Genomic DNA, 22,500 nt, shown 5'->3' with positions numbered 1-22,500 from the left:
CAAATTTTTGATTAATAGTTAATAAAGTAAGAAATAATCATATTTATTTCCATATTATTAAAATAAATATTTTTTATAAATCGTTTTATTAATTAGTTTTACAAATGAATTGATATTATATTAATTTGCTATAATTATATAAAAGATAAATGAAGTGTTTTGTTGGTGTTTTATAGAGAAATGGCTTATTTACTGGCTTTATAAACATTATTAGGCTTATTGTTAACCTTTAGCATTTGCCTTAATTTACTAATTAACATAAAATATGTGAGTAAAATACTTTGGAGGATTTATGTTACTTTCTATTGTAGTGCCTGTATATAACGAAGAGGAAAATATAGCGAACTTTTATAAAGCTGTAACTGATGTTATGTCAGGTCTCACATATGATTATGAACTAATCTTCGTGGATGATGGATCTAGTGATTCGTCAGCTATGATACTGCGTGAAATTGCATTCAATGACAAACATGTTAAAGTGTTATTGCTGGCTCGTAACTTTGGGCATCAAACGGCACTTACATGTGGGCTTGATTATGCTCATGGCGATGCAGTCATTACAATGGACGGTGATATGCAGCATCCACCAGCATTGATTCCTGAACTAGTTCGATTATGGGAATCAGGGTATGATGTGGTGCGTACCATACGCGATTCAACTGATGACGCTAGTTGGGCTAAATCTTTCACGTCTAAGTATTATTACAAACTAATGAACAAAATGGCCGATGTTCCTATTGTTGAAGGCGGGTCCGATTTCCGCCTCATGAATAGTAAAGCATTGGGCACGTTGAAACGATTCAGAGAACATGGTCGATTTTTACGTGGTATTGTCGGCGCCTTAGGGTACAGACAAGCAGAGTTGCACTTTGTGGCACCACCTCGATTTGCAGGTGTCTCAAAGTTTAGTGTGCGTAAAATGATTCGATTTGCTCTGGATGGTGTAACCGCTTTTTCAAGGGTGCCTTTACGGGCCGCCTTGTATGTAGGTGTACTTTGTGGTGGAATGAGCTTTTTGCTCATTTTACATCTTTTGTATGTATATCTTACAGGACAAGCTTTGAATGGGTGGACAACCTTGGGCGTATCAATCTTGTTTATTGGTGGAATTCAACTCGTCGGACTGGGAATTATTGGCGAGTATGTAGGTCGTATTTTTGAAGAGGTGAAGCAACGGCCTTTGTATTGGGTTAAGTCAGCTATAAATTTTGAAGAGCATGAAGAGGCTCCGTTACTCGGACCAAGTAGTGCAGATGTTTTTATGGCACCAGAGGCTTATACCAACAAGAGCAAAGAAGACTAGCTGTATTTGTGAATGCAAATAAATAGACGGTTAGTATATTTTGAATAAATAACTTACTTTAAAAGTTTTTTGGAAAGGAAGCATATGAAGTCAAAATATAGTAAGGTTAAAATAACGGCATTAACATTAACTTTTGTGTGTGCCACAACAGCCATGGTTGGCGCAACAACATTACAATATGGTGATAAGGGCAAAAGTGTTACAGCGGTTCAACAACAACTAATTAAACACGGCTATAATGCTACAGATAAAAATGGTGTATATGGTAAGGAAACGAAGTGGGCAGTTCGTTTGTTCCAACAAGATCGTGGCCTTCCAGTGGATGGTATCGTAGGCCCTGCTACGTATAACGCATTGATGGGTGCTCCTCGTTCTACGAAGGCAGTATTGACTCAAAATGCAGCGACTAAAGCAGTAGCAACGAAATCCGCTTTTACAAACAGCAACGCGACATCCCGTCGTATCGCTGGTCAATCCATTAATGGCAAGAACGTTAAATTAAACAATATTACGAAAAATGAAACACCTAGCAGTATTCACGCAATCTTGGCAGAAGCTGACAAATACCGCGGTGTACCATATGTATTTGGCGGTACTACTCCAAGTGGCTTTGACTGCTCTGGTTATGTTAAATATGTATTTGAAAAACAAGGTATTTCCTTACCACGTTTGGCAGATGAACAGTATAACGTAGGTGTTGAAGTTTCTCGTGCGAACTTGAAAGCAGGGGATTTGGTATTCTTCGAAACATATGAACCAGGTCCATCTCACTCTGGCATTTATATTGGCGATGGCAAGTTCATTAGCGCCACTTCCAGTCGTGGTGTTGCAGTAGCAGATCTTGATACTGGCTATTGGGGTGAACGTTACATCGGCGCAAAACGCGTTGTACGCTAATTTAATAACTAGCTATAAAAGAGGCTATACGAATCAATTTTGTTTTGTTGATTTGTATAACCTCTTTTTATGTTTATTATTTACGATTTAACTAGCATTGACTAAATTTGACCTTTACTTTTATTGTAAAAAATATGGATTAAAATTTATATCTTTCACGGTCTGATTGGATTGGTGTGAAAGTGCGTGAATTCCGCATAATCTCAATGTTTTTGATAGATTTTATATCGTTTTTGAGTTATAATGAAGAGTAAATAATTTTAGGAGGAATATACACATGAAGGGTAATGAACTGCGTCAAGCATACTTGCAGTTTTTTGAAAGTAAAGGACATTTAAAATTAGATAGTTTTTCTCTTATACCAGAAAATGATCCGTCTTTGTTATTGATCGGGGCAGGTATGGCGCCATTGAAGCCTTTCTTTACAGGTAAATTGGTACCTCCTTGTCGTCGTATTACAACATGCCAAAAAAGTATGCGTACCGGTGACCTTGAAAACGTAGGGCGCACAGCACGGCATCATACATTCTTTGAAATGTTGGGGAATTTCTCTTTCGGGGACTACTTTAAAAAAGAAGCTATTCATTGGGCGTGGGAGTTTTTAACTGAGGTTATTAAACTCGATAAAAATAGATTATATGTTACTGTATATCCAGATGACCAAGAGGCATATGATACATGGCATAATGATTGTGGTGTAGAAGAGAGCCATATCACGCGTCTCGAAGATAACTTCTGGGAAATTGGCGAAGGCCCATGTGGTCCAGATAGCGAAATCTTTTTTGATCAAGGTCCTGAACATGGTTGTGATGACCCTAATTGTGCGCCAGGCTGTGATTGCGATCGCTATCTTGAAATTTGGAACTTAGTGTTTACTCAATTCAATAAAATGCCAGATGGATCTTATGAACCATTACAACATAAAAACATCGATACAGGCGCCGGTCTTGAACGATTGGCTTCCGTATTACAAGGCTGTAAAACAAACTTTGAAACCGATTTGATTTTCCCAATCATCGAAGCCACTGCAAAACGCGCTGGTGTTACATATAACGAAGATCCAAATACAGATGTTTCTTTAAAAGTTATCGCTGACCACGCTCGTGCTGTCACTGCATTGATCTCCGATGGCGTATTGCCATCCAACGAAGGTCGCGGCTACGTATTGCGTCGTATTTTACGCCGTGCTGTACGTCATGGCCGTTTACTTGGTATTGAAGGTATCTTCTTAACACCACTTATTGATGTAGTCGTAGACATTCTTGGCCCTGGTATTACATCTATTGCTGAGAAACAAGACTTCGTTAAACGCGTGGTTCAAAACGAAGAAGAACGCTTTAACCAAACCTTGGAACAAGGTCTTGAGTTATTAAACTCCTTAATCGATACATTAGCCGCTGAAAAGGCAACTGTAGTTCCTGGTTCTGAAGTATTCAAACTATATGATACCTATGGATTCCCTTGGGAATTAACAGAGGAAATCGCTTCTGAACGTGGTTTTACAATCGACCATGAAGGCTTTGAAGCTGCTATGAAAGAACAACGCGAACGCGCTCGTGAAGCTCGTGTAAAAGAAGATGCAAAGGTAGCAACACCAGACATTACATTCTTGAAAGATGAAGAACTTGTTGAAGATGAAGCAGAAACTGCATCCTCCGTATTAATGCTTGGTAAAGGTTCTGAACGCTTGCAAACAGCAGCTGATGGCGATGAAATTACTGTTATCGTACGCACTACTCCATTCCATGCTGAAGGGGGCGGTCAATTAGGTGATACAGGTTTTATCGTGGGCCCAATGGGTAAGGTAGAGGTTCATAATACAAAACGTTTACCTGAAGGCACTGTATATCATATCGGTACTGTTATAGAAGGTTCTATCTCTGAAGGTGATGATGTCACTCTTGAAGTGGATACAAATCGTCGCGCAGCAATGGCCCGCAACCATACAGCAACCCACTTGTTACATGCAGCATTGAAAAAGGTTCTTGGCGAGCATGTTAATCAAGCTGGTTCTCTAGTAACTCCTGATTACTTGCGTTTCGACTTCACCCATTTCTCTCCTGTAACGCAAGAGGAACTTGATCAAATCGAAGCTCTTGTAAACGAAGAAATTTTAAAAGCTACGGACCTAGCTATTGCTGAAATGTCCATGGATGAAGCAAAAGCAAAAGGTGCTATGGCACTCTTTGGAGATAAATATGGCGATGTGGTTCGCGTTGTTGAGGTCCCAGGATTCTCCGTTGAATTGTGTGGTGGGTCCCACGTAGGAAATACCGCATTCATTGGCTCTTTCCGCTTAACTTCAGAAGCTGGTATCGGTTCTGGTGTACGTCGTATCGAAGCGATTACTGGTCGTGCAGCTCTTGAGGCAGCAAAACAAGATCGTTTGACTATTGAACGCATGGCAAGCGAGCTTAAAACTAAATCCCCTCAAATAGAAGAACGCTTACACCAAGTATTGACGGAAGCTAAAGAAACAGTGAAAGAATTAGAACAAATTCGTAAAGAAGTTTCTGCTGCTGGTGCAGCTGATATCATTGCTGGTAAAGTCATGGTAGGTGATGTAGAGTTTGTTGGCGCAGCTGTAAAAGCATCCTCTATTGATGAATTACGCGACTTAGCTGATATGGGCCTTGATAAATTAAATGGCTCTGGTGTGGTTCTTGTAGGCGCTGCTATGGGCGATGATAAGGTAAACTTTGTATGTAAAGTATCTAAAGATGTCGTTGCTAAAGGTGCAAAAGCAGGTAATATTGTTAAAGCAGCAGCTCAAGTAGCTGGAGGTAATGGCGGTGGCCGTCCAGATATGGCACAAGCAGGTGGTAAAGAGCCAGCTAAATTAATGGAAGCATTAAAAGCTGGTGGTGAAGCCTTAAAATCTATGTTACAATAGGCATATAATTTTATAATTATACTTGTATCTGTTATAGAAATTTTTCATAATGCATAAAAAGTTACTGACTTTGTAGCTTTAATTCAAGTATAATAGTAGGTGAGATTCCACTTTTATGGTGAAATCTGCCGATGTAATAAAAAGGAGGGATACGATGAACGTTTCAGATGAAACCATGTTATTCCGTAAAGTAGACGATGAACCGATGACTGCTGAAGAGGTGCTTACGCGTGTTTATCAATCTATTCAAGAAAAAGGTTACAATCCAATTAATCAAATCTTAGGGTATCTAATCTCTGGAGACCCTGCGTACATAACAAGTTATAATAATGCGCGTTCCGATATCCGTCGTTTAGAGCGTGATGACTTGATTGAAGAATTGTTGAAAGAATACGCAAAGGCTAAACAACTATAATGAGAATTATGTCATTAGATGTAGGCAGCCGTACTATTGGTATTGCCTGTAGCGATGCACTGCTCATGACAGCACAAGGTATTGAAACCATTCGTAGAACATCTCTAGAAAAAGACTTTAATCGCTTACAAGAACTCATTTCTGAATATGAAGTACATGAACTTGTGGTAGGTATGCCGAAAAATATGAATGGTACAAAAGGTGAACGGGCTGAAAAGACTGAAGAATTCGTTGCAAAGATGAAGGAAGTCATCGATTTACCTGTTACATATTGGGATGAGCGGTTATCTACTGTTATGGCTGAACGTCAACTCATTGCGGCTGACGTGAGCCGTAAAAAGCGTAAATCCGTTATCGATAAAATGGCAGCGGTTGTAATTTTGCAAGGATATTTAGATCGCTTGCAGTTTAATAAATAAGTATTTTCTTTAAGGAGGGTTTCCAATGGTTGACCAAAATTTTGAAGGTGAAGTGTATTATTTGGAATTCGAAGACGAACATGGTAATAAACAATACTTCACAGAAGATGTTATCTTGAGTCATGAAGGTCAAGAGTATGCCGTTCTTGTGCATGTACAAGATGAAGATGCTGATCATGAAGGTCAAGATGACACATACATGATCTTGGCTCGCATCGAAACAAACGAAGAAGGCGTAGAAGAATACGTACCTTTGGATGAAGAAGATGAAAACTTTGAAACTCTAGTAAAACTGTATGAAGACATGGATGAAGACGAATAATCGTCTTTAGCATAAATTTAGCGTGTTGTCAGTGGACAATGCGCTATTTTTATTTTGTTATATATTATCATTATTGTAAAAAGCAGAGACTTCATTCATGCTAAGAGCATAATAAATAAAATTAATATATTGCATAAAATGGAATAAGCGGAATCATTGCCCTTTTATATAGGGGAAATATAGAGTTTATGGTATAATGAATTGATATACTGTTATGTTACAGAAAGGAACTCAACAACGTGAGAAAAGCCTTAAGATATATTTTGATCCTAGTTATTGTAGGTATATTAATTATTGGTGGAGGCCTTGGTGCATTGTACTTTGTACCGAATACCTTTGCTCAAGATGATGGAACACAAGTAGTCGTTATTGAAAAAGGTCAAACGGGTACTGAAATTGCAGATATGCTTTTTGAAAGAGGACTTATTCGCTCAACTCAAGGCTTTAAGCTCTGGTTATACTTGAGCGGTACCAATGATAAGCTTCAAACTGGACATTATCAAATACCTAATAAAGTAACTGTGCGCGAACTCATTTCTTTGTTACAAGAAGGTCATGTAGAATCTATTCGTGTTACAATTCCAGAAGGATATACAGTTGGTGATATTGCTATCGTTCTTGAAAAGAATCAAATTATGAAGGCGAAGGACTTCTTAGCTGAAGCTAAGACCTATGTACCATACCCATACATGAAAGGCACAAAACCTGCTACATATCCTGTAGAAGGCTTCTTGTTCCCAAGTACGTATGAAATCCCCGTAGGTGCTACGCCTCGTGATGTTATTCAAATGATGGCTGACGAAATGAATCGTTACCTTACCCCAGCTGTGAAGAAACAAATTCAAGCTCAACATATGAGTATCCATGATTTTGTAACCTTGGCGTCTATCGTTGAACGAGAGTCTTTATTTGATGCAGACCGCCCAACTATTGCAGGGGTATTCAAAAAGCGTCTAGCTCATGGTATTCCATTGCAATCTGATGCGACTATTTCCTATGTACTTGGTTATGCAAAGGAAAATGTAACGATTGGGGATACACAATTGCAAAGCCCATATAATACATATGTATCTAAAGGTTTACCACCAGGTCCAATTTCAAATCCTGGTAAAAAAGCTCTAGATGCAGTTTTACATTCTGAAAATACAGATTATTTATACTTCGTAGCAGATAAAGAGGGGCATAATCACTTCTCTAAATCATACGAAGAACATTTAGCAGCGGTTAATAAAATTTATGGTGCTGACACAGTAAAAAATTCTTCTGCTAATACTGAAGTAGCTGCACAAGCTGGTCCTAACTATGACGTAGCAGTAGCGACTACAGAGCCTAATTATAATTATAGTTCTGCAGAAGCGGTGGAAGCAGATTCTCAATATGTTGACGTAGAACCTAGTTATAAATACACACCAACTACAGTTCCAGCAGCTGAGATTCCAGATCCTGTACCAGGTTCAACACAAAATCAATCATCGACGCAAGTCACGCCGTCTGCTCCATCCTATGGAAATAATGCAAATAACAATACGTATGTACCAACGACGACACCTGTACCTGAATCGATGCAGAATGTTATTCCTAATGCACAACAAGTACCACAAATTCAGGTAGAACCTGCAAATCCTGCTGAACGCTCTACGTTGGTAGTTCCTAGTGGTACTAACAATAGATAATGTAGGAGATTTAATCTACTTTCATGATATTAAATGATATTTTAAATGAACAGCGTATTTACGCGATGATTAATGATGTGCCGATTTTACGAGAATCTGAGGTTCATCTATTTGAAGAATTAATAGGTTTATACCGGCCCACCTCTGTGTTAGAGGTGGGCACAGCCATTGGTTACTCCGCTTTGTTGATGGCACCATTACTCGACGAAGAGGAAGGGCATATTACCTCCATTGAATTGGATGATGTGCGCTATGAAATGGCGAAATACTATATTAACCAATCCGATTATGCCGATAATATTACATTGCTAAAAGGCGATGCGTCTCAAGTCTTAACGGAACTCACAGGCGAATACGATCTAGTGTTTTTAGATGGACCAAAGGGGCAATATTTAAAACAACTTGAACTTATTCTGCCACATGTGAAAGAAGGGGGCGTCATTCTTGCAGATAATGTACTCTTTAGAGGCTATGTAAGGGGCGATAAGGAACCGCCAAAACGGTTCAAAACTATCGTAAAACGGTTACAAGAATACTTAACATATGTTGAAAATAAAGAATTGTTTAACACCACCATTTATCCCATGGGTGATGGTATGAGTGTGAGTGTGTGGAAAGGGCACAACAAATAATGGCAGAACATTTTATGGAATTGCTTTGTCCTGCAGGTAATATGGACAAGCTTAAAATGGCTATCCGCTATGGTGCGGATGCTGTATATTGCGCAGGTAAACGCTTTGGCTTGCGCGCAGGTAACTCTAATTTCTCCGATGAGGAATTAAAGGAAGCTGTAGAATTTGTACATGCGCATGGCAAAAAGATTCATGTTACATGTAATATCATTCCTCACAACGAGGACTTCGAAGGTTTAGAGGATTATTTGAAATTCCTTGAAAGCATCGGTGTTGATGCAATCATCGTTGCAGACATGGGGATTTTTAGCCTTGCTAAGCGCGTAGCTCCAGGTTTAGAGCTTCACGTAAGTACACAAGCTTCTACTACAAACTGGCATACAGTTCAAATGTGGAAAGAACTTGGTGCTACACGTGTTGTAGCGGCTCGCGAAGTGTCCTTAGCAGACCTTAAAGAAATGAAGGATCATGTAGATATTGAAATTGAGTCCTTCGTACATGGTTCTATGTGTATTTCTTACTCTGGTCGCTGCTTATTGTCTAACTATATGACAGGTAATCGCGATGCTAACCGTGGTCAATGTTCTCAATCTTGTCGATGGAAATATTCTCTTGTGGAATCTAATCGACCTGGTGAATATTACCCAATCGAAGAAGATGAACATGGCACGTATATCTTTAACTCTAAAGACTTGTGCTTGATTCACCGCATTCCAGATCTTTATGAAGCTGGTATTGATAGCCTTAAAATCGAAGGGCGTATGAAATCAGTTCACTATTGTGCCACAGTGGCAAAAGTATATCGTACAGCGATTGATACATATCTTAAAGAAGGTAAAGATTGGTATGTTCGTCCAGAATGGATTGCAGAATTAGAGAAGATTTCCCATCGTCCTTATACAGATGGCTTTGCAGAAGGTCGTCCTGATGAAACGGCTCAAAACTATGGTAAATCTACGAATACGCAGAGCCATGACTTCATCGGTTTAGTTATAGGCTACAACGAAGAAGAAAAATACGTTGATCTTGAACAACGTAATAACTTCAAGGTGGGCGATAAGGTAGAATTCTGCCAACCAAAAGGTGAACTTGTTGAAACAGTAATCGAAAAAATGACAGATGAAGATGGCAATCCTATCGATGTAGCACCTCACGCACAAATGAAAGTACGCATCTATATGGATACACCACTTGAACCGTACTCCATGATGCGCCGTGAGTGCAAACCTAAAGAGGATGAATAGTTTATGAGTGGTACAGCCTTAGAGCCGAGTAAATCTATCGGCGCATTTCCAGAGGTACCAGACTTAACCACCTCTGGAGAAGAAGCGTATGTGTACTTTCACATTAATCCTAAACATACGAATTTCATAAATCGCATCATTGAAGGCTATGAATATTTAGGTGTCATGACCTCGGTAGATGTGAGTGGGCGGTGCATGTTGCGCTGCACACCATCTACAAGGCCTTTGGCGCTTGAAGTATTAAGTAGTTTATCCGACTATGTCACTATAGAAGATAAAGTATAATCATGATTGTAAATTGTATGAGGGAATTTTGTGACTATACTAGATTTACAATTATATTAAATGTATACGAATTGTAGAGAAATGAGAGTATATCTATGAAACAATCTATTTTGAAACGCACATTATTAACAGCTTGCCTTGGAGCATCTATGGCAGGTGTAGCTATGGCGGGTCCTGTAGGCCCTGTAATCATTCCTCAAGCCGGGGATGTGGTTGTTATCAACCATGGTCCTGATATGACTTTCACAGGGAATATCAATTTTGATGTTGAAAGCCAAACTAACAACAATTTACAAATTGGTTCTACTGTGATTCCTAATGTGGTATACGGTGCGGCTTTCAATAAGTCTGGCGCACCAGATACTATCATCCCAGCTCAAACGTATGTATATGTAGGCACAAAAGACGGGGCGAATGCTTTCACAGAAGCTAGCGATGCAGACAAAAAAGGTGCAAGTTGGAACGTGGAAACATTGAAGAAAACTAAATCTGGCGATGTACAATTGGCGAGCCGTGGTGTTCCTGAAAAACCATTGGCTAATCAAGTGGCGACCATTAAAGATTCCATTATGCTTAGCGCTGTAGACCTCAGTACTACAGAGGTAGGCCGCAATAGCAAGGGCGTTTTATATATGACTGTGCCTAAGGAATTGAAATTGACTGCTGACACAGGTATTCCTGATGATGTACGTGAAACGATGCCAGCCATGTTCCGGGGCAAAATGGGGGACTCCCTCATGGTAAACCTCATGCCTCTAAATGAGGAAGAGAAGCAACAATTAGCGGCAAATCCACATAATGCAAATACTATCGTATTCAACCGTGGTATGAACATGGCAAAAATGATTGGATCCTCTGCACGTACAAGCAAGGTGTACACATACATGAAGGACCATTATTTGAACCTTGTTATTGTAGCGAAAGATTACGATGATAACGGTGCTCGTGGTAGCGGTGTTATGATGGTATCTAAACAAGATAACTCTAATGACGTGCTCTTAACACTCTACAAAGGTCCAGACCTTTCTACTAGCAAATTGGAAAAAGTAATTGGTGCTATGTTGTCTACAAACTTCAAACGTTAATATACAAATAAAGTATATAAAATGGCTCGAGATTCTGATATGTTCCGCCTTTACTGGTTGTCTAGTAAAGGGGGCCATATCATTCTCGGGCCGTTTTCTTTAAAATATAAATGTATCAATATAAATGAAGAGAAGATTTACAATTTATGGATTTAAAAAATTACAATTTATAGTTTTCAAGAAATTTACAGTTAAACTGTATTGAATTTTTTAGTCCTCTATGATACTATAATCTAGTAAAAGTGATGCAAAGGACATGATTCTTTTATCCCTGTGTACCAGAGAGAGGCAGATGCTGGAAATGCCTTACACATATATTAGAGTTACCCCCTTTAAACTGATTTGTCGAACCTAAGTAGGCAAATACGGCCGCCACCGTTATCGGGCTTAATGAAGTGAATTAACTATACACATATATTGGTATAGGTAGTTAACTAGGGTGGAACCGCGAATGATCTTCGTCCCTTGTTTGTAGGGATAGAAGGTCTTTTTTTATTACCCAATTTCTACAAGCTAATTACTCAATGTTTATGTATTGTGTGGTAAGTAGGTATATTGGTGAAAGTAGAAAATCAAAGCTATCCTAGTTTATAAATTGGAGGAAAGAAAAATGGCAGATGTAAAAATCATTTTACCTGATGGTAGTGCAAAGGAATACGCTGCTGGCACTACTCTTGGGGAAGCAGTAAAACAACTATCTAATAGCTTGGCTAAAAAAGTACTAGCTGCAAACGTAAATGGCGAATTAACAGACCTTCGCGAAGAACTTGTAGATGGCTCTGAAGTTGCGTTCTTAACATTTGAAGATGAAGGGGGCAAACATACTTTGCGCCATACAGCTTCTCATATCTTGGCACAAGCTGTTAAACGTTTATGGCCTGAAGCTAAATTGGCTATCGGACCTGCTATCGATAAGGGTTTCTACTATGATATCGATATGGAACATACTTTGACTCCTGAAGATTTGGGTAAAATCGAAAAGGAAATGAGCCGTATTGTAAAAGAAAATTTATCGATTACTAAATCCGTTATGCCTCGTCAAGAAGCTATCGAATTCTTTAAAGCTAAAAATGAAGATTACAAGGTAGAATTGATTCAAGATCTTCCTGAAGATGCTGTAATCTCTTGCTATGCGCAAGGCGATTTCATCGATCTTTGTGCAGGGCCTCACGTGGCATCCACTGGTAAGGTGAAAGCTTTCAAATTACAAAGCATTGCAGGTGCATACTGGCGCGGCGATGAAAAGAATAAAATGTTGCAACGTATTTACGGTACAGCATTTGAAAAGAAAGAAGAACTGGATGCATACCTTCACTTGCTTGAAGAAGCAGCTAAACGTGACCATCGTAAACTTGGTAAAGAACTAGGCTTGTTCGTTATCAAAGAAGAAGGTCCTGGATTCCCATTCTTCTTACCAAAAGGTATGGCACTTCGCAACGAATTAGAAAACTTCTGGCGTGAAGTTCACCATGAATTCGATTACGAAGAAATTCGCACACCAATCATCTTAAATAAACAATTGTGGGAAACATCTGGTCACTGGTTCCATTACCGTGAAAATATGTACACTACAATCATTGATGATGAAGAATATGCAATTAAACCAATGAACTGCCCAGGCGGTATCTTGGTTTACCAAAACGAAATGCATTCCTACCGTGACTTCCCATTGCGTTATGCTGAACTTGGTCTAGTTCACCGTCATGAATTATCTGGTGCATTACACGGCTTGTTCCGGGTACGTGCTTTCACACAAGACGATGCTCACGTATTTATGTTGCCATCTCAAATGCAATCTGAGTTGATGAAAGTTATCGAATTATTCGACCGCATTTATAGTCAATTTGGCTTGAAATACCATGTGGAATTATCCACTAAACCTGACAATGCAATGGGTGATGATGCGATTTGGGAAGCCGCTACAGAAGCATTGCGTAATGCTATCGAAGCAAAAGGCATTCCATACGTAATTAACCCTGGTGATGGTGCATTCTACGGTCCTAAACTTGACTACCATATTGAAGACTCCTTGGGACGTACATGGCAATGTGGTACTATCCAATTGGATATGAACTTGCCAGAACGTTTCCAAATTGAATATGTTGGCGAAGATGGTCAAAAACATCGCCCTATTATGATTCACCGTGCATGCTTCGGATCCATGGAACGTTTTATCGGTATCTTAACTGAACACTATGCAGGTGCATTCCCAACATGGATGGCTCCTGTACAAGTTAAAATCTTGCCTATCTCTGAAAAACACGTTGAATATGCTAAGGACTTGGCAAAACAAATGCACCGTGACTATGTACGTGTGGAAGTAGACGATCGCAGCGAAAAAATCGGTTATAAAATCCGCCAAGCACAAATGGCAAAGGTTCCATACATGCTTGTTGTGGGTGATAAAGAGGTCGAAGAAGGCACAGTTAACGTTCGTAAACACGGTGGTGACGAATTGGGCTCCGTACCATTCGAAGAATTCTTCAATTCTATTAAAACTGAAATTAAAGAACGCAACTAATTATTTACTCTCCTAGTAATTATAATGTTATAAATCCCCCTCACATCTTGCACAATTTAAATTAGTCTGTATAATTTAATAGTGATGAGATTATAAGAGGGGGATTTTGTATTATATTCGCTTTAATTGTTACCTGTGAGTAGCGAAAGGAAATGACTATGAAAGAAGTAAATTCATACGGCTGGAAAGCTGTTATTGGTTCCTCTATTGGCTATGCCATGGATGGTTTTGATCTCTTGATTCTCGGCTTTATGCTGACCTTAATTTCAGGGGACTTAGGTTTGACCACAGGTCAAGCAGGTTCCCTTGTGACGTGGACCTTGGTAGGTGCTGTAATTGGTGGTTTTATCTTTGGTACCTTGTCAGATAAGTTTGGTCGTGTTCGTGTGTTGACATGGACTATTGTATTATTTGCTGTATTCACTGGCCTATGTGCTTTTGCACAAGGGTATTGGGATCTTCTCATATATCGTACAATTGCCGGTATCGGCTTAGGCGGTGAATTCGGTATTGGTATGGCCTTAGCAGCTGAAGCATGGCCTGCACAACACCGTGCAAAAGCGACGAGCTATGTTGCCATTGGTTGGCAGTTAGGCGTATTGGCCGCAGCACTGTTAACGCCCGTATTACTCCCTTATATTGGCTGGCGTGGTATGTTCATGGTTGGCATTATTCCTGCCTTTGTAGCCTGGTTCTTTCGTGCGAAATTACATGAACCAGAAATCTTTGTTCAAAGTAAAGAAATTAAGGAACATTCCCATACGAACTCATTCAAGTTATTAGTAAAAGATGTAAGAACTACAAAGACATCTATAGGTGTTGCTATTTTAACATCTGTTCAAAACTTTGGTTACTACGGTATTATGATTTGGTTGCCTAACTTCTTGAGTAAGCAATTAGGGTTTTCTCTTACAAAATCGGGTTTGTGGACTGCCGTAACTGTATGTGGTATGATGGTCGGCATTTGGTTATTCGGACGATTGGCTGATAAAATTGGTCGTAAACCGACATTTATTTTGTTCCAAGTATGTGCTGTGGCATCTATCTTGATTTACTCTCAACTATCTGATCCAACAGCTATGCTATTTGCCGGTGCTATATTAGGGGCCTCCGTAAATGGTATGATGGGTGGCTACGGTGCCTTGATGGCGGAAGCATACCCAACAAGTGCTCGCGCAACGGCTCAAAACGTATTATTTAACATCGGTCGTGCCGTAGGTGGCTTTAGCCCAATGGTAGTAGGTATGATTATCTCATTGTACTCTTATCAAGTGGCAATCGCTTTCCTCGCGATTATCTATGTAATCGATATTTTAGCAACCGTATTCTTAATTCCTGAACTAAAAGGTAAGGAATTAGAATAAATAAATATCTGTGAAAGCTTTACATTGAAAAGAATATAGACGTTTTATATTGAAACGCATATAAAAATCAAGAGGCTCTGTCATAAGACAGAGCCTTTTATAGTATGTTTAATTTAAAATATTAGAATTATCTAGAATATTTGGTCTATTTAGAATATTTAGACTTAAGCAATTCCGATCCAGCGCCAGTATGTAAGTGCAAATACGAGCATCATTACATATCCAATAATTGTTAATGGAATACCTGTAGTCATAAATGTTTTTACGTCGAATGTATCTGTACCGTAAGCTACCATGCCTTGTGGTGAGTTTACTGGTAATACTAAACCGAAGCAGATTGAATATTGCATGAGCATTGTTACGCCAAGTGGATTAAGTCCTTCTGCGGAATGTCCCATAACGATAGAGATTACGATAGGAATCATGGCAGAAGAGAGGGCTGTAGCTGATGCAAATCCAAGGTGGATTAAAATCAGAAAGGCAGCCATAATAGCAATCAAAAGGAATACGCTTGCCGTTTCAAGAGAAAAGGCATTTACGAATACTTGAGCGAGCCAGGTGGCCGCTTTCGTTTTAAGTAATACGGAACCAAGACCGATACCAGCCCCAAACATAACAATCGATCCCCAGTCGATGTTTGGCTGTGCAAATTTCCAGTCCATAATGCCAATTTTAGGGAAGAAGAATAAGGCAATTGCTATAATTGTAGTTGTTGTAGTATCGATGGTATGTAATTTACCTCCCGTTGCCCACAATGCTAATAAACCAATAGAGATGCATAATAGTTTCTTTTCATCAAATGTCATTGGACCAATTTCTTTACGCATTTTAGCGAGTTGTACATCACCGCCAACGAGTTCTTTAAACTCAGGTTTAATAAAAGCTTGCGTTACAAAGTAAGTAATAATAGCCATAATTATGGAGAACGGTGCAGCTGCTGTGAGCCAATCAATCCAACTTACAGATGTGTTCATCTGTGTTTGTATAAACCCAACAGCTACGAGGTTTTGAGCGGCAGCTGTTTGAATCATAATATTCCAAAATGTATCTGCTTGTACGGCACCTACCATGAGTAGAGCGGCTACACGGCTTTTACGTTCAATACCTAAGTTTTCGACGATACCGATAATAATTGGAGCCAAACAAGCGATACGAGCCGTTGCACTCGGTACAAAGAAGGCGAGAATAAGGCCTGTAATAATAACACCTAAATAGATGCGGCTTACCTTTGTACCTACACTAGACAATACGAGCATGGCTATGCGACGATCGAGACCTGTTTTACGCATGGCTACGGAAATAAACATAGCGGCACCTACGAGAATCATCGCAGGGGAAGAATAACCTGAAATGATAAGCTTTAAGGCGTTAGCCGTACCCATAGCTTTTGCTGGTGCCTCAGGATTTGGAGAGAAGCCTAACAGTAAAGCTGTGAGGGCTGTAATCATAGTGGCACTTACAGGGTAAGATACAGCTGATGTCATCCACAAGATGATAGCAAAGGCGAGGACCCCAATCATGCGATGGCCCCCAGTAGATAATGTTTCTGGTGTTGGTAATAATAAAATGCCAACTAACACAATAAAGGCAAGAATAAGACCTATATTTTGAACTGTTGTACGCGCCTTTTGAGGAGGCGAACTAGTTGTTACACTCATAATAAAACCCCTTTCAGTTTGTGTAATACCTATTACTGTATAATACTTAGTTAGATAATGTTTAGTTAGATAATACTCAGTTAGATAATACTCAGTTAGATAATACTCAGTTAGATAGAATATGTTATATATATTATTGTATCGTATTTTTCTATAGAATTAATAACTATATTATAAATTATATTATAGCAATATTGTATACATAAAGGGTGGATAGGTGTCAGTAAGTATACCTATATACAGAACTTATAATCTCTGTTATACTGTAAGAGTTGTAATAATAAATTGCTGAGAGCAACCTAAGATTGTTGTTGACTTTCACTATCTAATTTGTTATTATAATTAAGTAATTTATGAAGCAGAGGCCATCCGCCACTCACCTAATACCAAGAAGTATGAGGTTAATATAGAGAATTCTATTCGGATGGTGTTTGCCGTCCGTTTTTTTTATTCTCTTGGAGGTGAACGCTATTAGCAAGGATACACCACGCATTAATGAAGAGATTCGTGCTCGTGAACTTCGTGTCGTAGGTCCTGAAAACGAACAAATCGGTATTATGTCTGGCCGTGAGGCTTTGGCATTGGCTGAAGAACAGCATCTTGATCTTGTGGAAATTGCACCTAACGCTAAACCACCAGTAGCTCGCATTATGAACTACGGTAAATATCGTTATGAACAACAAAAACGCGAGAAAGAAGCGAAGAAAAAACAAAAAATCGTAACTTTGAAAGAAGTCAAATTACGTCCACATATTGAAGACCATGACTTTTACGTAAAAATGAAAAACGCATCCAAATTCTTGGCGGAAGGCAATAAGGTAAAAGTAACCATCATGTTCCGCGGTCGTGAGCTTTCACACCCTGAACTCGGCATGGCGGTATTGACACGTTTTGCTGATGAACTCAAAGAAACGGCGTCTATTGAAAAAGCAGCTAAGTTAGAAGGTCGTAACATGACCATGATTTTAGTAAGTAAATAAGGTATTGGGAGGATTATATTATGCCAAAAATTAAAACTCGTCGCGCAGCGGCTAAACGTTTCGCAGTAACTGGTACTGGTGAATTCAAGCGTGCGAAAGCTTTCAAAAGCCACATTCTTGAGAAAAAATCTCCAGCTCGTAAACGTAATTTACGTAAAGCTACATTGGTTGCAAAAGCTGACCATAAACGCGTAGCTAAATGCTTACCATACGCTTAATCGTTAACTATTAGATCGATACATCGTAATTTAGGAGGAATATACAATGGCAAGAGTGAAAAAGGGCGTTACAGCTCATGCACGTCATAAAAAGATTTTAAAATTAGCTAAAGGTTACCGTGGTACACGTTCCCGTTTGTTCAAAAAAGCTAACGAAACAGTAATGAAAGCGTTATACTACGCTCGTCGTGACCGTCGTGCGAAAAAACGCGAATTCCGTCAATTGTGGATTGCTCGTATCAACGCAGCGGCTCGCATCAACGGTACAACTTACAGCCGTTTCATCGCTGGTTTAGCTAAAGCAGGCGTTGAAGTTAACCGTAAAATGTTGGCTGAGTTGGCAGTTAACGATGCAGCAGCATTCGCTAAACTTGTTGAAGTAGCTAAAAACGCTTAATAACATAACAATATACATTGAGGACTCTCTTTGGAGGGTCCTTTTTTATGTGGTGAAAGTAATAGATTATCAATACTTTTATAATATGATATCCTATACATATAATGTGTGTGATAATATTAAAAGAGAGGATTTAAATTAATGAAAAAGTTATTTTCTATGTTATTGTTAGCATGTATAGTAATACCATTACAAATCCAAGCTATATCGATGGAAGCTATTAAAAATGATAAGAATAATATTCCTATTCTTACAGGGAAAAATGCCATTACGTATTTTGTAGACAAGAGTTCTATTAAAAGAATAGAAGAGAACCAGTTTATTTATAAAGTACAGGCAGTTGTATATGAGGTTGAAAATAATAATAGTAGTAGAAATAACTCATATATTCACAAGGTTTTAGTTACTTATCGTTATGATATAAACCATTCTGTAGCCGGCGTATTACGTACTCCACAGTATGCACAAGACTATTCACTCCTCATATATGCTAAACAAGCTAGCTCTGGTATGAAATTAACGATAAATAGTGTGGAAGATTTTAATTATGAAGGTGTGGCTTTGGGGAATTTCGGTAATATTCAACAACAATACGTTGATGTAGCTTTGCGTGATCCTAAATATGTTGTAGGTAACTATATCTTTAAAGAAGCTTATGGTACAGCTTTTGAAAATATGACTCTTCATAAGAAATAAGATAAATGAGTTTATGGAAGTAGCTAAAAACGCTTAATAGCATAATAATACAGATTAAGGACTCTCTTTGGAGGGTCCTTTTTGTATGGTGAAAGTATGATATAGCTACATTTATATTTTAGTGTAAAATACTAAATCATTTTAGCTGTTTTATAAAGTGAAATAAACTATCAAAAAAGTAAAATATAAAAGAGGAGTTTTATTATAGCTTGTAGAACTAACATAGTAATAAACCTATTTAAGGTGCTTGTAAAAGGAGACATTATTATGGGAATCTTTAAAAAGCTATGTATGACCTCTATGTTAGGTGTTATGTTAACTGTACCAACGTATGCAACTGTTGTTACAGGCAGTCAATCAGATGTAAATTTAGATTTAAAGTATCCTTTAGTTTATACAGATCATGCTTATGCTCAAAGAGTTATTAATACAGATATTGCAAATTATGTACTCGAAGCAAAGGATATGTATTACAACCAACATATTTATCAAGTTTCTCAAAACTATAAGGTTACCTATGAGGATAGTCAAGTTGTTTCAATCCTACTAACTACCTATTATTACTACGCCGGAGCTGCTCATGGTATGTATAATACAAGAGGTCTTGTATATAATAAAGTAACAGGTCAACGCATTCCATTATATAACTATATAAAAATTGCGAATGCAGCACAATTGGATAACGGCTTACGATCCCATGTATTAAGTTATTATACAGGTAATCATACAAAGAGCTATATTCCAAGTGGATGGAGTGTAAAATATGTAACCGATAACTATTGCTTACGTGGTAAGGGGAACATTGATCTAGTTTACCAACCATATGAACTAGGACCGTACGCAGCTGGTAATACTTATATTGGTTTTACACCAAAAGCCATTGAATACTTTAACCGCATGAACTCCTAATACAAGTGTAGCTTTAAATTGTGTCTTATCAGTACATTGATGCATTAAATAGTATTCTTGTTATAAACTCTATAAAAGCCTATAGTACATATACAGTACTATAGGCTTTTAGTGTACTTATCATATTATCTTCTATATCCGCCACATCCTCTAGTATTAGAGTTTTGACCACAGTAACCTTGGCTAGTATTGTTACAAACTGTATTGTTATTATTACAGTTGTATTGAGCGTTTGTATTACAATTGTATTGAGTATCTGCATTACATTTATACTGAGCATTGGTATTGCAATTTGCTTGTGATCCATTGCATACATAATCATAAGCAAATCCTGTAGATACAGCCGCTGTCACGGCTAAAAGAGTCATGACAATCATACGTTTTGTAAACTTCATAGGTATCACCTCCTCATTTCTATACTTATATTGTACTACTAAATGTCAACTAAAATATGATATTCTATACATATATACTATTTGAGAGGCATTATGTGAAAGGATGAGAGTCTATTATGAAACGTATATTGATGGCTACACTATGTTTTAGCTGTGTTACGTTAGGAAGTCATGCGATTGATATTAATATACCAGGTGCGGATCCTACAATATCAAAGGATGCATATCAAAATTATCGCAAGACTGATTTAGATGTACACAAGATGGAACGTGAGGTTGAAGCAGAGATAAAAGATTATATGCCCAAAGCTGTGGTAGGTAATGGTGACATAGATTTAGATAAGGTAATTTATTCAAATCGTGAGTTAAACCATTCGTTAAATTTTTCTTCAACAGTATTTATTTTAAAGGAGGATGGGGCAAATATAAAATTTACTATGCCATATCCAAGTAGGTATGGTAATACTGAAAAAATTTCAGATGGCACCTCTGCTTTCAAACAGGCAATGATTATGAGTCCTAATGGGATTATGGCCTATGAATTACGACATCAACCAGCTGGAAATAATTGGGAAGATAGTAAGATTCCATATAACAAGTTGACTATTGATGATATGAAAGCTATTGCAGAGAAAACAGCTGGAGTGTATAAAGCGCCTAATCCTTCATTATATGCTGATAAATTTATGTATCCTACTATAGAAAAAGCTACATGGGATGTAACATATGCTAAGGGGACGCCGATGGTAGGGAGTATCAATTTTACAATGAAGGATACACCTACAATTTCCTATCATATCGGTTACAATTTGACACCTAAAAAACAGTTCAATTCATTGGAGAAACAAGGTGTAGATAAGACTAAAGAGATTATAATGTCACCTTTGGTAAACTATGTTCTACCATCTATTGAGCCAGCTAAGGATATCCTTTCTAAAAGTAAGACATTAAAAATTAATGATTTTACATTTTTAACACTAAAAACAAGTAAAATGGTACGGGTAGATAAAAGCGATTCGTATATGTACATACATGATAGCGATCATTATAAAGAGGGGATTATGGTGATGCCAATAGCAGATACTGATATGCAGCATCTAGAGAATATATTCCCAAAAGTTGTACGAAGTATCATTATGTCTGATAAATATTCAATGCGACAACCAATTCAATTTGCTACCGTATGGAATGATGCTATGCCATCTGTATACTTGCAAATTAAGCGCCCTAAAACAACTTTGTATATGTTAGTATCTCATGACAAACAATTTGTATATACGCACTTTATTATATCTAATAATAGTAATCTATTGGTAAAAGACTATCGTGATATTGTGCAATATGTGGATACTAATAACAATAAGGACTACTATCATACATTCCAAAGTGGACTGGGGGCTAAGATGCCAAAAGAAATGGTTACTTATGATATTAAGAATATAAAATAGTTTAGTTAATTATTTAGAATTAAAAAAAACTATCCTGCATTTTTAAAAATTACAAATTTATCATTGCTTTTATATGAATTACACTGTATACTTAAGTTAAAAGTTATACAGTGTAATTTTTTTACATGCAAAAATAAATATAAAATGAAAACTATTTTTGAGAAAGAGGTGACATAGTGTATATTAAAGATATGTTTCATAGTAATACAGGGGTATCACAATATCGATTAGAGGAAAGCACTAGTAAAGATGCAGTGCTATATACCTTGTATGGGCAGAACGAATTATATGAAGATTTAACTGGTGTACCTGGCGCTATGAGTGATAGAAAACAAATTCGTACAGAATATAAAGGCTCTACTCTTAAAGCAGGAGATTTAATATTTAGTACAATATCTGGCATGGCTACCCTTGTTACCAGTGATCACGAAGGTTATCTTTTTACTCAAAACTATGTTAGGATGGAGCCGTTAAATACGCCTATAGATAAAAAGTTTATGGCTTATTTAATTAATGAAAATCCTAAAATTAAAAAGCAGTTCAAACAGAACTTACAAGGGAGTCAGGTTGTACGATATAGTCTTAGCTTATTAAAAGAAATCCAGTTACCAAAATTACCATCTATTGAAACACAACGTATTATGGGGGATATTTATTTTAAACAATTACGACTGAGATCATTAAAACAGCGTGTGGCAGATAATACATATCGTAAAGCAATTACTATGTTACAGGGAGTAAAATAA

At 37.8% G+C, this 22,500-nt stretch carries 22 protein-coding genes and 1 other annotated feature; of the genes, 20 read left to right on the top strand and 2 right to left on the bottom strand.

Features of this window, described 5'->3' with window-relative positions:
- The first annotated feature begins 292 nt into the window (after nucleotides 1-292).
- From E7K77_RS02915 to E7K77_RS02855, 13 genes are all read left to right on the top strand, one after another.
- Nucleotides 293-1,303 (top strand): glycosyltransferase family 2 protein, encoded by a 1,011-nt coding sequence (locus tag E7K77_RS02915; RefSeq protein WP_004696372.1) that lies wholly within the window; start codon nucleotides 293-295, stop codon nucleotides 1,301-1,303.
- A gap of 84 nt (nucleotides 1,304-1,387) precedes the next feature.
- Nucleotides 1,388-2,200: a C40 family peptidase gene (locus tag E7K77_RS02910; protein ID WP_008714242.1), complete on the top strand. Its 813-nt coding sequence runs from the start codon at nucleotides 1,388-1,390 to the stop codon at nucleotides 2,198-2,200.
- Nucleotides 2,201-2,477: 277 nt separating this feature from the next.
- On the top strand, nucleotides 2,478-5,093 hold the full coding sequence (gene alaS / locus E7K77_RS02905) for an alanine--tRNA ligase (RefSeq protein WP_008714240.1): 2,616 nt from the start codon (nucleotides 2,478-2,480) through the stop codon (nucleotides 5,091-5,093).
- 154 nt (nucleotides 5,094-5,247) lie between these two features.
- Nucleotides 5,248-5,508 (top strand): IreB family regulatory phosphoprotein, encoded by a 261-nt coding sequence (locus E7K77_RS02900; protein ID WP_004696366.1) that lies wholly within the window; start codon nucleotides 5,248-5,250, stop codon nucleotides 5,506-5,508.
- Nucleotides 5,508-5,927, top strand: coding sequence for a Holliday junction resolvase RuvX (ruvX, locus tag E7K77_RS02895; RefSeq protein WP_004696363.1), 420 nt, complete (start codon nucleotides 5,508-5,510; stop codon nucleotides 5,925-5,927). Before E7K77_RS02900 ends, ruvX begins: the two co-directional genes overlap by 1 nt.
- 25 nt (nucleotides 5,928-5,952) lie before the next feature.
- A complete protein-coding gene (locus E7K77_RS02890; protein ID WP_008601328.1) occupies nucleotides 5,953-6,249 on the top strand; it encodes a DUF1292 domain-containing protein in 297 nt (98 codons plus the stop codon).
- A gap of 239 nt (nucleotides 6,250-6,488) precedes the next feature.
- A complete protein-coding gene (gene mltG, locus E7K77_RS02885; protein ID WP_038125456.1) occupies nucleotides 6,489-7,922 on the top strand; it encodes an endolytic transglycosylase MltG in 1,434 nt (477 codons plus the stop codon).
- 23 nt (nucleotides 7,923-7,945) lie between these two features.
- The gene (locus E7K77_RS02880) at nucleotides 7,946-8,554 is read left to right on the top strand and encodes an O-methyltransferase (protein WP_077708552.1); all 609 of its coding nucleotides are present in this window, start codon (nucleotides 7,946-7,948) and stop codon (nucleotides 8,552-8,554) included.
- Nucleotides 8,554-9,798: a peptidase U32 family protein gene (locus E7K77_RS02875; protein WP_077708551.1), complete on the top strand. Its 1,245-nt coding sequence runs from the start codon at nucleotides 8,554-8,556 to the stop codon at nucleotides 9,796-9,798. Before E7K77_RS02880 ends, E7K77_RS02875 begins: the two co-directional genes overlap by 1 nt.
- Before the next feature lie 3 nt (nucleotides 9,799-9,801).
- Nucleotides 9,802-10,083 carry a DUF4911 domain-containing protein gene (locus E7K77_RS02870; RefSeq protein WP_316073352.1) on the top strand — a complete coding sequence of 94 codons (282 nt, stop codon included), beginning with the start codon at nucleotides 9,802-9,804 and terminating at the stop codon, nucleotides 10,081-10,083.
- 95 nt (nucleotides 10,084-10,178) lie between these two features.
- The gene (locus E7K77_RS02865) at nucleotides 10,179-11,168 is read left to right on the top strand and encodes a hypothetical protein (protein ID WP_012864555.1); all 990 of its coding nucleotides are present in this window, start codon (nucleotides 10,179-10,181) and stop codon (nucleotides 11,166-11,168) included.
- 236 nt (nucleotides 11,169-11,404) lie between these two features.
- Nucleotides 11,405-11,637: a binding site (T-box leader), on the top strand.
- A 141-nt stretch (nucleotides 11,638-11,778) separates the two neighbouring features.
- Nucleotides 11,779-13,689, top strand: a complete 1,911-nt coding sequence (gene thrS / locus E7K77_RS02860; protein ID WP_325306044.1) for a threonine--tRNA ligase — start codon at nucleotides 11,779-11,781, stop codon at nucleotides 13,687-13,689.
- A gap of 158 nt (nucleotides 13,690-13,847) precedes the next feature.
- Entirely contained in the window at nucleotides 13,848-15,053 is a 1,206-nt protein-coding gene (locus tag E7K77_RS02855) for an MFS transporter (protein WP_123137842.1), read from the top strand.
- A 164-nt stretch (nucleotides 15,054-15,217) separates the two neighbouring features.
- Here E7K77_RS02855 and E7K77_RS02850 read toward each other — a convergent pair whose 3' ends face one another.
- Nucleotides 15,218-16,711 (bottom strand): DASS family sodium-coupled anion symporter, encoded by a 1,494-nt coding sequence (locus tag E7K77_RS02850; RefSeq protein WP_325306043.1) that lies wholly within the window; start codon nucleotides 16,709-16,711, stop codon nucleotides 15,218-15,220.
- Nucleotides 16,712-17,172: 461 nt separating this feature from the next.
- Here E7K77_RS02850 and infC point away from each other — a divergent pair, with 461 nt between their 5' ends.
- The 5 genes from infC to E7K77_RS02825 all read left to right on the top strand — a co-directional run bounded on the left by infC (nucleotide 17,173) and on the right by E7K77_RS02825 (nucleotide 19,911).
- Nucleotides 17,173-17,691, top strand: coding sequence for a translation initiation factor IF-3 (infC, locus tag E7K77_RS02845; protein ID WP_008601314.1), 519 nt, complete (start codon nucleotides 17,173-17,175; stop codon nucleotides 17,689-17,691).
- A gap of 20 nt (nucleotides 17,692-17,711) precedes the next feature.
- On the top strand, nucleotides 17,712-17,909 hold the full coding sequence (gene rpmI, locus E7K77_RS02840) for a 50S ribosomal protein L35 (protein WP_004696338.1): 198 nt from the start codon (nucleotides 17,712-17,714) through the stop codon (nucleotides 17,907-17,909).
- Nucleotides 17,910-17,955: 46 nt separating this feature from the next.
- The gene (gene rplT, locus E7K77_RS02835; RefSeq protein ID WP_227037084.1) at nucleotides 17,956-18,306 is read left to right on the top strand and encodes a 50S ribosomal protein L20; all 351 of its coding nucleotides are present in this window, start codon (nucleotides 17,956-17,958) and stop codon (nucleotides 18,304-18,306) included.
- 141 nt (nucleotides 18,307-18,447) lie between these two features.
- Nucleotides 18,448-19,002, top strand: coding sequence for a hypothetical protein (locus E7K77_RS02830; protein WP_325306042.1), 555 nt, complete (start codon nucleotides 18,448-18,450; stop codon nucleotides 19,000-19,002).
- Nucleotides 19,003-19,269: 267 nt separating this feature from the next.
- Entirely contained in the window at nucleotides 19,270-19,911 is a 642-nt protein-coding gene (locus E7K77_RS02825; protein ID WP_227037082.1) for a PdaC/SigV domain-containing protein, read from the top strand.
- A gap of 125 nt (nucleotides 19,912-20,036) precedes the next feature.
- Here E7K77_RS02825 and E7K77_RS02820 read toward each other — a convergent pair whose 3' ends face one another.
- A complete protein-coding gene (locus E7K77_RS02820; RefSeq protein WP_227037081.1) occupies nucleotides 20,037-20,306 on the bottom strand; it encodes a hypothetical protein in 270 nt (89 codons plus the stop codon).
- A 116-nt stretch (nucleotides 20,307-20,422) separates the two neighbouring features.
- Between E7K77_RS02820 and E7K77_RS02815 the strand changes: the two genes are divergently transcribed.
- Entirely contained in the window at nucleotides 20,423-21,754 is a 1,332-nt protein-coding gene (locus tag E7K77_RS02815) for a hypothetical protein (RefSeq protein WP_325306041.1), read from the top strand.
- 176 nt (nucleotides 21,755-21,930) lie between these two features.
- A complete protein-coding gene (locus E7K77_RS02810) occupies nucleotides 21,931-22,500 on the top strand; it encodes a restriction endonuclease subunit S (protein ID WP_227037079.1) in 570 nt (189 codons plus the stop codon).

The sequence above is a fragment of the Veillonella parvula genome, from assembly GCF_032577575.1.
Taxonomy (GTDB): Bacteria; Bacillota; Negativicutes; order Veillonellales; family Veillonellaceae; genus Veillonella.
Note: the sequence above shows the minus strand (reverse complement) of the source record. Positions and strands in the feature narration are given on the sequence as shown.